Source organism: Anaerocolumna sp. MB42-C2 (genome assembly GCF_030913705.1).
Lineage (GTDB): Bacteria > Bacillota > Clostridia > Lachnospirales > Lachnospiraceae > Anaerocolumna.
The window spans coordinates 196362-209653 of the sequence record NZ_CP133190.1 but is presented as its reverse complement, the minus strand read 5'-3'; the positions used below and the strand labels follow the sequence as shown (position 1 = coordinate 209653).

At 35.6% G+C, this 13292-nt stretch carries 13 protein-coding genes; all 13 read right to left on the bottom strand.

Features of this window, described 5'->3' with window-relative positions:
• Nucleotides 1–34 precede the first annotated feature (34 nt).
• Nucleotides 35–1555: a spore germination protein gene (locus RBU59_RS00990; protein WP_308146020.1), complete on the bottom strand. Its 1521-nt coding sequence runs from the start codon at nt 1553–1555 to the stop codon at nt 35–37.
• A gap of 163 nt (nt 1556–1718) precedes the next feature.
• Nucleotides 1719–2288, bottom strand: a complete 570-nt coding sequence (scpB, locus tag RBU59_RS00985; RefSeq protein ID WP_308146019.1) for an SMC-Scp complex subunit ScpB — start codon at nt 2286–2288, stop codon at nt 1719–1721.
• 40 nt (nt 2289–2328) lie between these two features.
• Nucleotides 2329–3111, bottom strand: coding sequence for a segregation and condensation protein A (locus RBU59_RS00980; RefSeq protein ID WP_308146018.1), 783 nt, complete (start codon nt 3109–3111; stop codon nt 2329–2331).
• A gap of 78 nt (nt 3112–3189) precedes the next feature.
• Nucleotides 3190–3792 (bottom strand): hypothetical protein, encoded by a 603-nt coding sequence (locus RBU59_RS00975; RefSeq protein WP_308146017.1) that lies wholly within the window; start codon nt 3790–3792, stop codon nt 3190–3192.
• Between the two features lie 10 nt (nt 3793–3802).
• On the bottom strand, nt 3803–4672 hold the full coding sequence (locus RBU59_RS00970; protein ID WP_308146016.1) for a metallophosphoesterase: 870 nt from the start codon (nt 4670–4672) through the stop codon (nt 3803–3805).
• 105 nt (nt 4673–4777) lie between these two features.
• Nucleotides 4778–5950, bottom strand: coding sequence for a D-alanyl-D-alanine carboxypeptidase family protein (locus RBU59_RS00965; protein ID WP_308146015.1), 1173 nt, complete (start codon nt 5948–5950; stop codon nt 4778–4780).
• 66 nt (nt 5951–6016) lie between these two features.
• The gene (locus RBU59_RS00960; protein ID WP_308148667.1) at nt 6017–7183 is read right to left on the bottom strand and encodes an ABC transporter permease; all 1167 of its coding nucleotides are present in this window, start codon (nt 7181–7183) and stop codon (nt 6017–6019) included.
• Nucleotides 7184–7185: 2 nt separating this feature from the next.
• Complete coding sequence (locus RBU59_RS00955) at nt 7186–7905, bottom strand: ABC transporter ATP-binding protein (protein ID WP_442871725.1); 720 nt, start codon at nt 7903–7905, stop codon at nt 7186–7188.
• Nucleotides 7906–7934: 29 nt separating this feature from the next.
• Entirely contained in the window at nt 7935–9770 is a 1836-nt protein-coding gene (locus tag RBU59_RS00950; protein WP_308146013.1) for an efflux RND transporter periplasmic adaptor subunit, read from the bottom strand.
• 16 nt (nt 9771–9786) lie between these two features.
• The gene (locus tag RBU59_RS00945; protein ID WP_308146012.1) at nt 9787–11667 is read right to left on the bottom strand and encodes an S-layer homology domain-containing protein; all 1881 of its coding nucleotides are present in this window, start codon (nt 11665–11667) and stop codon (nt 9787–9789) included.
• A gap of 231 nt (nt 11668–11898) precedes the next feature.
• Nucleotides 11899–12108 (bottom strand): helix-turn-helix transcriptional regulator, encoded by a 210-nt coding sequence (locus RBU59_RS00940; RefSeq protein ID WP_308146011.1) that lies wholly within the window; start codon nt 12106–12108, stop codon nt 11899–11901.
• Between the two features lie 9 nt (nt 12109–12117).
• Nucleotides 12118–12453 (bottom strand): DUF6442 family protein, encoded by a 336-nt coding sequence (locus tag RBU59_RS00935; protein WP_308146010.1) that lies wholly within the window; start codon nt 12451–12453, stop codon nt 12118–12120.
• Nucleotides 12454–12636: 183 nt separating this feature from the next.
• Entirely contained in the window at nt 12637–13209 is a 573-nt protein-coding gene (locus tag RBU59_RS00930; RefSeq protein ID WP_308146009.1) for an Ig-like domain-containing protein, read from the bottom strand.
• Between the last annotated feature and the right edge of the window lie 83 nt (nt 13210–13292).

The window sequence follows — 13292 nt, the reverse complement described above, 5'->3', positions numbered from 1 at the left end:
ATACCGACACATCATTTTAATGAGTATATAATCGTTATTCATCTTTATTTTTAACAAGTCTGGTCCTTTCGTCTTTTTTAGAGAAAATAGGACGCCTCTTTAAATTCCTTAAAGGTAATCGGACAATTGCATCTTTGGTATCAGTACCCTCATTGATACCGGATGCGGCAAATGGTACCAGATATGGCATACCAAAACTTTTTAAACCACCCAAATGGTTTAATAACAGCATAATTCCTAATATAAAACCATATAATCCTAAAAAGGCCGACAAAATAATTATTAAATACCGAACAATTCGAAACGAAGAAGCAAACGGTTCATTTGGTACCGTAAAAGCTGAAATTGCGGTTAAGGCAATAACAATGACAACAATAGGGCTCACCAGGTTAGCATTGACTGCCGCATCACCGATAATCAAACCCCCGACAATACCAAGCGTACTTCCCATTGGCCCCGGAAGTCGGATTCCTGCTTCCAATAACATCTGAAATGCGACTTCCATCATAATAACTTCAAATAAAACAGAAAAAGGAACACCATTTCTAGCGGCCGCGAAAGATAATGCCATTGGTGAGGTCAGTACTTCTGCATTGTAATTAATAACTGCAATATAAAGTCCCGGTAGTGCGATGGATAAAAAAGCACCGAAATAGCGCAAGATTCTTGTAAATGTTGCAACTTCCCATCTGGTGTAAGAATCGTCGGAAGCCTGAAAAAAGGAGTTTAAGGTTGTTGGAAGAAGTAAGGCAAAAGGTGAGTTGTCAACCAATACAGCCACTCTTCCCTCTAAAATAGCTGAAGCGGCCTTATCCGGTCTTTCTGTCGTCTGAAATTCCGGGAAAGGCGAATAAACATTTCTTTCCGTAAGTTGTTCTAACATCCCACTGTCAAAGATTCCGTCTATTACATATTCTTTCAGGCGTTTTTCAATTTCCCCCACTATTTCCGGTTTTGCCACATCTTCCAGAAAACAGATTGCAACGTCTGTATGGCTTCTTACACCGATTTTAAATTGTTTTATTTTAAGATTTGTATCTTTAATTCTTCGCCTTAATAAAACACGATTTATATAAAAGGCTTCACTGAAACTTTCTTTGGAACCACGAATGGAAACTTCATTTTCACTGGTCGGAACACCTCGGTTTGGCATCCCCCTTACAGACACTTTAATTGCTTTATCATAACCGTCCACCAGGATTACCGTATCACCGGACAGTATATTCTCTATAATGGCATTCATAGTAATAACTTCGGCTACATCTACCGTTCTAAGGCCCTTTTCCTTAATATAATCAAATTGGCCCTCTGCAGGCAGATCTGTCAGGCTGGTAAAAAGCTGCTGGACAGTTACCTCTTCCAGTAAACCTTTGTTTATCATATTGTCTACATATACGATATAAATATCAACCTTATTGGTATCTCCGACTGTTAGTTTGCGTTTCGTTACATCTGCACAGTCCGAAAATAATGCACTTATAGTATCTATATTCTCACCTAAATCTTTGGACATTATTGCCGTTATTCTATTTTGTTCATCATGTAAAAGACTCATTTAGACCTCCTTAAGAACCATTTGGAACAAATCTCTTTCATATTATATCCAGTTTTTTTTATATTATTTGCAACAAAAAAATACTTACCCTTCTTATACACTGGTATAAATATTCTTATACCGTATCTAAAAGGTAAGTATTTAAAGAATGATTAATGTCTTACTATATATCTAATTTTAATTGAATTTCTTCCTCTGCTTCAAGTTTAAAATCCTCGATTTTTTCAGGATTCACAATCGGTAAATCTTCCAATGACTGTATTCCAAAGCTTCTAAGGAAATCCTCCGTAGTCCCAAACAGAATCGGTCTTCCCGGAGCATCCATTCTTCCAACCTCACATACTAAATTATATTCGATTAATTTATTTACCGCATGATCTGATTTTACTCCACGGATTGCTTCAATCTCCAACTTGGTTATTGGCTGTTTGTATGCTATAATAGACAAGGTTTCCAACAAAACATCTGTCAATATATGTTTTTTAGGGACATGGGCAATCTTTATAATGGATTCATACATAGCCGCTTTGGTACACAACTGGAAAGCACCATCTAATTCAATGATTTGTATTCCACGCTCGGGGGTGTCGTATTGATCCATCATATTCCTGATAATTTTTCTGGTGGTATCGACATCATGTTCAATGGCAGCAGCGATGCGCTCTAACTCCACCGCCTCCCCCATTGTAAATAATATAGCTTCAATAACCGCTTCCAGTCTCTTTATCTCCATAAATCCTCCAATAGTAACTATTTTGTAATAGAAAGTCACCTTAATTTAAAACCAGATCATTCTCTAATTCAGTAATTACATCTCCGGTAAAAGTTATCATGATATCTTCAAACAAATTATCTTGTTTAATCCTAACTTGTCCGATTTTAATCAATTCCAATACACCCAAAAAAGTGACGATAATATCCATCTTACCGGATTGTTTCATTAATAGACCTCTGAAACTAAACGACTTATGTATTAATCCATATTTTTGAATGTCTAATATTTTCTCAGTCAGGTTTATTTCTTCTTTTTCAATTTTCCCAAATTTGCTTCGTATAGGGTCAATTTTATCAACTTGTTTTTTTATTACTGATTCGAATATTTTATGTAGTTTAGCTAAAGTAAGATCTGATAATAAACTTCTGGGATCAATTTCTTCTTTAAAATCTTCAATTTCTTTGGGAATCGTTGCATCCTTATACAAAATTCTAGCAGCATCCATTTCCCGGTCCTTTAGGTCCAGAGAAATATATTTATACATCTTGTATTCTAATAAGCGCTCAACCAGTTCCTGTCTTGGATCTTCCTCTTCTTCCTCTTTTGTCTCATCCTTAGGTAACAGCATCTTGGATTTAATATTAATCAGAGTGGCCGCCATAACTAGAAATTCGCTCATGATATCCAGATTTTTAGTCTTCATTTGACGGATATATTCCATATATTGCTCGGTTATAATAGCAATGGGTATATCATGAATATTAACTTTATTTTTATCAATTAAGTGTAATAGAAGGTCCAGCGGTCCCTCAAAGACATCTAATTTCACGGATATACTCATAAGTTGTCCATTCCTTTTATATCATAATAGATTAATACTTTATACTTGTTTTTTATTACTTGCAGTTATCGTGTTGTTTTATAAAAATGAAGACATTATCAATGTACTAAAGCTTGTGATAAATTGAAACATAATAACTAATAAAAGAACCATTTTTATGAAATAATCATTTTGAATTATAACAAAATACTTTGATGGCGATTTGCCAGCGATACACAATCCCATATCAAAGGTTGATATGGGAAATAAGTTTACAATAAACATGCTGATACTGATCAAAGCAATATATACTGTAATAAATTGGAGTATTAATTCATTGATGCTAATTGTTTCCGAATAATTCAGATTGGAATTAACTCCGATTCCATACCGCAGAATTGCCATACTTACCATAAAAATGACCAGTAGTGTGATTAATCCGGTCATCCCTAAAATTAAATTAGTTTTTTTATCTTTAATCCGATACATATAAGGTTTTGAAAACCCGGCCTGATTGGTAATACATAATATAATTCCTATGGGATCAATATAATGATGCAGTTTATATATGCCTCGCTTGCGTTTTATATCCTGTGTCGGGTTTAGCCGATTGTATATATAAGCTTTTGGAAATTCATGAAGAATCATTACAATTCCACCGGCTATAAAAGCGGCCAACACTCTTATTAGCTGTATTTTCATAGTAACTCCTTTAATCTTCAATATTATCTAAGGTTACAACCATTAATTCAGGACGGTTGTGGATCCTGAGTTTAATCGTATGCAGTCCTAATCCTCTGGATACTAACATAGTTTTACCATCTTTCACATAAATTCCCGAGTCATATTTCGGCATGAATTTATACTGAGGTGAAATAAATCCTCCTAATCCAGGTATTCGGATAATACCGCCATGCAGATGACCGGAAAGAATCAGATCTGCTCCCCATGAAGTGTAAAAATTAAAATAAACGGGATTATGTGCAATTAATATATTATAACATTTTTCCTCGGGAATTCCTACTAATTTTTCTATATAACCTTTATTCATCTTCGGCTGTTTTAGTTTTTTAAAATAATCCATATGAATTACTAAACCGGTTAATGCCACAGTTTCACCGTTTCTGTGCACTAAAACACGTTCATTTTCAAGAAATATGACGCCCTGCGTTTGCAGATCATTTTTAAATGAATCGTAATTTTTATAGTGAATCGTATTATTGGGCAATAATCGCTGTTCATGATTTCCTAAGCCGTAGTAAACAGGGTATGTTTTAGCCAGTTCCGATAAAAGTTGGTAGGGTACAGATAGATTATCCGGTTCACTGCTTACTATCATATCACCTGCGACCAGTATATAATCCGGATCTATTTTGCGGATTTGATTCAATAATTTTTCATTATTCCTGCCATATTTATTATTATGGAGATCTGCTAAGACAACCAGCTTAACCTTATGGAATGCTTTCGGAATTCGTTTTGATCGAATAGTATAAAAAGTAATCTCCAAATTATGATTTTCATAAACAATATATAGTATAAAAATCAGCAATATTACTACTGTAATTAGGGTGCGATCCATGACTACCTCCAAAATCTTTTCCTATGATTTACAAAACCACAGAAAAGTCCGTTATAAATTATAACACAGACTTATCCTGTGGTCTATAGTAAGTAAAAATATTGTTTATAATAGCAGTTTTGAGATAACCTGCAAAAAATAATCTTTAAATTTAGCTTTCTCTACACTCTCAGCTGCAACAATATCCACTGACCCGATTTTGCTGCCTCCTAATTTATATGTAATTTCACCTACTTTATCATTTTCCTTAACCGGTGCCGTAACAGTTTCATTAATAGCAATTTCTTTCGTGATATCAGCAGGATTAGTCCCTTTTAAACATAAATAGGAGAACTCATCATTAACCCTGTAATTAACTCCGTCTGAAACGCCTTTTTTCACCGGTATGGGAACTATTTTAAGCTCCTTATTGGCATCTCTATAGATACTGCAATTAGCGAAACCATAATCTAACATTTTAGATGCTTCCGCAAAACGTACTTTTGTCTCCGGAGCTGCCATAATTACAGCTATTAGATCCATACCATTGCGTCTTGCTGTTGCCGATAGACAGTATTTTGCCAGGCTTGTTGAGCCTGTTTTTAGACCTGTAATCCCATTATAGTGTTTAATTAATTTATTCGTATTGGTTAATCCAAATTCACTTTGACCTTTTTTTGTTGTATGAATGATTGTATCCATCCAAACAGTGGAATAATTGCTGATTTGGGGGTATTTCATAATTAATTCCCGTGACATCAATGCGACATCATAAGCCGTAGAATAATGATTATCTACATCCAGACCGCAGCAATTCACAAAATGAGTATTTAGCATTCCCAGTTCTTTTGCTCTGGCGTTCATCCGTGCTACAAATTCTTCTTCCGAACCAGCAATTAATTCTGCCATTGCTACAGAAGCATCATTTGCACTTGCTATACTGATACATTTTATCATTGTATCTACTGTCTGTGTTTCATATGGTTCTAAATAAACCTGGGAACCTCCCATGGATGCCGCATATTCACTCACGGGAACTTCGTCCGTAAGCTTAATTTTTCCACTGTCCAATGCTTCAAATATCAGTAATAATGTCATAATCTTAGTTATACTGGCCGGTTTTAGCTTTTCATCTTTATTTTTCTCATATATGACTGAGCCGGTAGAACCTTCGATTAAGACCGCAGAGGTGGAAGTAATGTTCATTTGGTTATCCTCTGGAGCAGCATAAACTTTAATGCCAAACAGAGAATTCATCAGTAAAAGAATACATATTAGAAGCGCTCCAAATCTCTTCATTTACAACCTCACGTCCAAATAATATATTACTATTTTAAGCAAGGGAGGTAGATTTTAGACCAACTTTTACTCGCTTCTTAGAGCATCGATAGGATTTAATTTTGCCGCTTTATTAGCAGGCATATATCCGAATCCGATTCCGATTCCGGCAGATACACTAAATGCTAAAATAATGGAACCAATTGTTGGTACAGCTTCTAAACCAAATGCTTTACCTAAGGTTACCGTACCAATCCATCCAAAAATAATGCCTATAATTCCACCAATGGTGCTTATAGTTGCAGCCTCAATAACGAACTGACTCATAATATCTTTCTTTTTCGCACCTAAGGATTTACGAATACCAATTTCTTTAGTTCTTTCAACAACTGATACAAGCATGATATTCATAATTCCGATACCGGCTACTAATAAAGAAATTCCAGCTATACCACCCAAAATTGATGATAACATACCGGTCATCTCATTAACCTGATCCAATAATTCAGCCATTGTCGAAATATTATATAAATCTTCGTTTTTCATAATACTATAAGTAAAATTATCCAATAAGTATTTTCCGTTATTAACTAAATCGGTATTGAAAGTTGATAAAGTATACGCTGAAATGTTAGCAGAACCGGACATTCTTACAGCGTTTGTATAAGGTATATAAAGACAGTCATCAGAGGAACCCTGGGTGGAGTCTGCTTTTTCTTTCAAAATACCAATTATATTATATACCTGCCCATTGACTTTAATCGTATCCCCTACCTTGACATTACTGTCAAATAATTCTTTTGCAATGTAAGTTCCGATTACACATCCTTTATACCGGTTTTTAATATCGGAATATTGAATAAATCTTCCGTCTGATATATCCAGGTTATTCATATCCGCAAAGTCTTCACTAACACCTGATACCGAAGTTGTGGTAGATTCTGTTCCGTTTTTAATCGTGTACTGTCCGCTAACCTGTGGTGTTACATATTGAAAGATATCACTATTTTCCTTGACAAATTTATAGATATCTTCAGCATCTACATGCCTGGTATCCGTATTGTTTAACTGCACGGTAATCGAATTGGTTCCTAAATCAGCAAACATGGATAACATATAGTTTGTTACACCGTTCATAAGTCCAACTAATGTTATAACCGACGTTACACCGATTATCATACCCAGCATGGTAAGAAATGAACGCATTTTACTGCTTATGATACTTCTTCCTGCTAATTTAAATGATTGGATTATATTCATAGCTGGCTCCTTTTATAATCTTCTACCGGTCCGTCGAACACGATTTGTCCGTCGTGTATTTTTACAACACGTTTTGCTTCTTCTGCAATTGCACGGTCATGTGTTATCAAAACTACAGTATTGCCTTCCTCATTTAATTTTTTAAGAAAGTCCAAAACTTCACGGCTTGTTCTGGAATCCAGTGCACCCGTCGGTTCATCCGCAAGGATGAGGGACGGATTGCCTGCCAGTGCTCTGGCAATTGATCCTCTTTGCTGTTGACCACCTGAGAGCTGGTTCGGTTTGTTATGCCACTTATCCGCTATTCCGACCCGTTCCAGCGCTGCCATAGCCATCTCTTTTCGTTTACTTTTTCCAATTCCTGCATATAACAGTGGTAATTCCACATTTTCCAGCATATTCTGTTTGGCTAACAGATTGTACTGCTGAAAGATAAATCCGATGGTTTTATTTCTTACTTCAGCCAGTTCATCATCTTTCATAGTGCTGACATCCTGGCCTTTTAAGATATACTGACCCTTTGTAGGAACATCCAATGCACCAATGATATTCATAATAGTTGATTTTCCGCTGCCGGATTTGCCAACGATTGCAACAAATTCACCATGATAAATTTTAAGATTAATACCGTTATTTGCACGTACTTCTGTGTTACCCATCTGGTAAACCTTATAAATGTCAACCAAATTAATAAGTGGGGTTCTTGTTTCCTCCATATTCAATTCGTCCATTAACACCCCTCCTATTAAGGTCTTGAAGCAGCTCTAGCCTGTTGGTTACCCTGACGAGCTTCACCCTGATCGTCACCTTGGCCTCTTGTTTCTCCGCCTGGACCATATTGTCCTGGCATCATCTGAAATCCCGTAGCATTACGTTTAACATAAACTTCTTCATTCCCGGTTAGTCCATTTGTAATCTCGGTATAATTATCATCAGAAAGACCAGTTTTGACTTCAACCTCTTTGAAACCTGCAGGTATATCACCCACAGCTTCTTTAACAGAATCATCTTTAACATATACAACATCACCGCGCATTAAAGCATCACTTGGTATTGCAAGTACACCACTGACTTCATCTAATATGATCTTACCGTCTACATTCATACCTGGTAACAAATCACCAACTTCATTAATTCTTACTGTTACCGGATATTGGGTTACACCTTCTTTAGTAGTGCTTTCCAGGCTGATATTCGTTACCTCACCAGTAAATGTTTCCCCCTCCAGGGCATCCGCTGTAATATTAACTTTCTGTCCGACTTTCACTTTCATAATATCCAATTCATCAATCTGCATATCAAATGTTACTGCAGATAAATCATAAATCGTACAAAGTTTTGTTGTAGATTCCCTGCTAATGGTATCACCGGCTAAAACATCCTTGCTGACAACCTGCCCGGAAATAGGTGCCGTTATACTGTAATCGGTTTTATTATCTATAACGTCATCCAAGGAATCTTCTGAATCTTCAATTTTATCTTTTGCGTCTTTTACTGAATTTTTTGCATTATCAACGACATCCTCTGCACTATCCAGGGCTTTTTGATAGGAATCTAATTGATCCTTATAAGTATCACTGTCTAAAATAATAACCGTATTACCGGTATTAATTTTTTCTCCCTCTTCTATATTTAAAGAATGTATTTCTCCTGCTTTATCTGCTGTAATCGTACTTTCCTCTAATACGGAAAAAGTACCGTCACCACTGCTGTAAAGATCACCAATAGAAGCTGTTGCTGATGTATTGGCAGTTAATCCTCCCGGATTTTTAACTTCAATGGTTACTTTCTTAACGACACGGTTACCGCTTAATACATCTTCTATGCTACTGACTTTTGTTACTTTTCCCTCCAGTGTTTCGTTGCCGTCTGTAAGCTCAATTTTAGCAGTTTTACCTATTAAAGAGGAGGATACATCGGCAGAATTAAAAGGTATTTCTAATAACATAGAACTGTTATCATAAATATCTGCAATCTGTGTTCCAATTTGTATTTTATCTCCTTCTTCTACATAGACTTTTTTCACAATACCGGTCTTTTTCGTTTTAATTGCCAAGTCACTGTATTCTTCTTCTGCATCATTGTAATCAGCTAATGCATCATTATATTTTTTAACTGCTTTATCATAATTATCTACGGCTGTTTTATAACTATCTTTAGCTCTTTCAACAGAAGTTTTCGACGTTTTAATCTTGCTATCAATATCATCTGTGGTTACCTGGTATAAAACATCATCTTTTTTTACCTGATCTCCTTCATCAAAATCTGCAGAAATAACTTCGCCCTCTATTAATGTTTTAACATCATATTTATTTAAAGGTTCAATCGTGCCTGAAGATGATAATATACTTTGAATATCCCGTTTCTCCACTTTTGCTATCTGAGAACCGGACTCCGCACCGGTCAAAACAGCTTTTTTACCCAGAGAACGATTATAAACGACACTGATGATCAGTATCAAAACAATTAAAACTGCTGCTATCTTTATTATTTTTTTCTTTTTTGACTTTTTAGGCACAATTAACTGGTCTGTACTGGTTAATTTGTCGGATTTTTTAAATAATTTCATTTTAATACCCATTTTTCAACTCCCCTGATTATTTGATATTTTCTGCAATGATAACACGAATTCTGCCGCCTGAAGCCATAGAACCATCGTAATAGGCAGTTAATTTATATTTGTTTAAATTGGATACATCACTTAAAGTTGCGACTGAGTATTTTCCGGCATCATGGAAAAATACGGCGACTTCATCTGCTATCATGTATTTTTGTGTACTATCTTGTACGATACTAGCTCCAATCGCTCTGACATTCACTTTTGTAAGGTCAATCAGGTCTTCTATCTGCGTAGAATCATCATCATCGAATATAAATCCTTTCGGCCCCTCTTTTACGTCATATTCATCACCGATTCCTGTTCCTGTCGTTCCGTTTATATTATAATCAAAACTCATTTTATCGGAACCTTGACTGGATATACCTGTTAAGATACCATACTTATATACATCACCTGTTACATTATTTAGAATCAGCTTGGATATATCTCCGGAACTGTTTAACTCGTAATAATTAACACTGGCATCCCCTAATGTTATATTCGCAAGTCTGCTTGGCTTTATGCTTTTATAGCTGCCCTTATAATAATCTAAGATCTTTACATTTGATGCTAACTTATAACTTCCTAATTTCATTCCGTCGCTTGAAAAGGTATTTGAACCGAAGGAAGTACTGCCTGCTTTATAACTATTTACGGAAGCTATTCCGTTATCATAGGTGACACGGACAACTTCTCCTTCTGAAAATGTGATTGCGGTAAGGTCATAATCCTGTTCATATTTGTTACCGCCTGCATCCACGAATGCCACATAATTCGAACTTACAAGTTCATCCTTATCATTGGTCATTACCCGCTCTCCGTTATCTACTACAATTCCGGTAACCGTTACATTATATTCATCAATTCCCAATACATCAACTACCGTATCGTCCTTGCCTAAGATTAAAGTTACTACATCACCCTCATCCACCTTACCTAAAGAGGAGAATGCGACGGACATATCATTAGAACCTAAGGAATATTCTTTTCCGCCTAGTTTCACGGAGGTCGGAGCTAAACGGTTCGGCAGAATGGTCTGGATGGAACCGGTGACCTTATTATCATAAGCCCAAACGGATTTTAAATTTTTGGAATAATAAACCACATCATTTTGCTGAATATCATTCAGGGTTCCTAATGTACCGTCTTTATAAAAGGTAGCCTCCCCTAAGAAAAAAGGAATCTGGCTCTTCCAGTCATTATCCACTAAGATCGGTCCTTCCATTTTGGTGTTAACTAAAGACAGATAATCCATCTCCCCTTTGGAATCAACCGTATAACCGAGGGTTTCCGCATAAATCTTGCCGTCTTTGGTTTTGGCAATTAAGGTATTATAGAAAAGATTCATACAGTCTTTTCTGGTCAGTGCTTGTTTTTGTGTTTTCGTTATATTTTTGTCTAAGTCCTTTGATTCGTACAGTGCCATTTCAGCCGCGTTTAAATTACCGGTAAAGTCGCTGTTGGTATATCCTAAAAGCTTCAGAACACCATTCACTGCTTCCATTAAGGTAATACTCTGAGAGGGTTTGAATGTGCCGTTCATGTAACCGGACATCCATCCCTGGTTAATTGCTGTCTGTATGTAGCCTGCTGCCCAATATTTTTTCGTTACATCCTTAAATAAAGATACATTGCTTTTCGCAGAGGTCTGATCTTTTAAGGCCGACATATTGACTAACATCTGTGCATACTGTGCTCTTGTAACTTTTGCGGCCGGATTCGTACTGTTCCCCTGATCCGTATCCATAATTTCTAAGGCATCAATAACTTTTCCTGCATTATTCGTACTGGAGGCAGCTTCCGCCGGTTTCACCGGAACTGCAATGGTTCCAATCAGCATAGTCACAGCAAGTAATAGTGTTATAATTTTTCTTTGCATCTTCAGTCTCCTTCACATATTAAAATCTTACATAATATACTTTCCATTTTATTCTATTGAAAAAAAGTGAACATTCTGTGAACGTGTCGTGAAAGTATTAATAAAACACTGAGGTTTTTGTTAAAATATAGTTAAATTTTTAAAAATAATTATGAACAAAAATTTATAATTAGATGTTATTACATTTGATTCGGATAATTTATAAATTTACAGTTCAGTTTTTCATTAACTTCAATCAAAATAAAAAAGCTCTTCAAACTTTTTATCCAATGCTATACAAAGTATCAAAGCCAGCTTCGCTGTTGGGTTAAACTGTCCTGTTTCAATTGAACTAATGGTATTCCTAGATACCCCAACCATTTTTGCGAGCTCCACCTGTGATAAATTCTTTTCAGCCCTTACTGATTTCAGGTTGTTTTTTAGAATCAATTCATCTTCCATAAGCACACCTTAAGCAAATGAATAAGTTCTTAATAATCCATAAATATGGACAAACGACAAAACAAATGTAGCAAGTGTATAGATGAGGGCTAATACAATGTCCCGCTTACGTTTCATACGAATCGCCTTTAAAATGAATCCACCGGCGGAAACAGATACTATAACAGCATACAGACCATAATCAAACTCATCTCCAACAAGTCTCTGCATCACAAAAAAGATAGTGGCCAGTAATGTAGCTACGATGCCGCCGACATTTCCGGATATTACCAGAACTTCTCTTTCAAATAAATCTTTGTCTCTATTTTCTTTTCTGCTTTTTGATAATATTTCATCTTTGTTCATAAAATACACTCCCAGAATATTTGCCAAGTTTTCTTGTTATTGTACCTCTGCCAAGTTTTCTTGTCAAGTTATTCTTACTAAGTTTTTCTTCCTTAGTTTTTCTGTACAAAAATATGCCGCAATATGGTAAATAACCTATATTGCGACACAACAAGACTTTCATATTTTCAAAATATTGCAAGTTTATCTTACTGTTACCGTACTGGACAAGGTTTTACCCCTTACCTTTCCATATATTTTTACTGTACCTTTTGATACGGCTGTTACATTACCATAGCGGCTTACCCTGGCAATGGATGTATTCCCACTGGACCATGACACGCCAAACCAGATCCCTTTTACATTCAGCCGATAACTTTTACCGGCTTTTAAGGTTAATGTTTTTTTATTTATATCAATTACACGTACCCTGCATTTTAATACATCATCCCTCATTTTAACTCTGATTATGGTTACACCTGCTCGATAAGCGGTTACATTTCCAAAAATACTTACATCCGCCACTTTTATATCTGTTGAGGAAAAATATAATCTTTTATTAAAATTCATAACCCGAAGTTTAAATTCCTCTCCTTTTACTAAAGTTATATCTTCTGCATTCAAACGTTTGGCAAAAGGGGTAAAAATGTTGTTTACAAAATACAAGGAAGTATGTGGTATAATGAGGTACCATAATAAAGCAGCAAAAGCAATATAATAAAGGATGGATACAGCTCCTCGAAATTGAAATAATTTACTCAAACTATTTTTTTTCAATTTATGAATCCTTATTGTCTTTCTAACATTCTATTAAATTATAATTGACTGTATTCATAACACTTTTAAAATCTATACTTTAT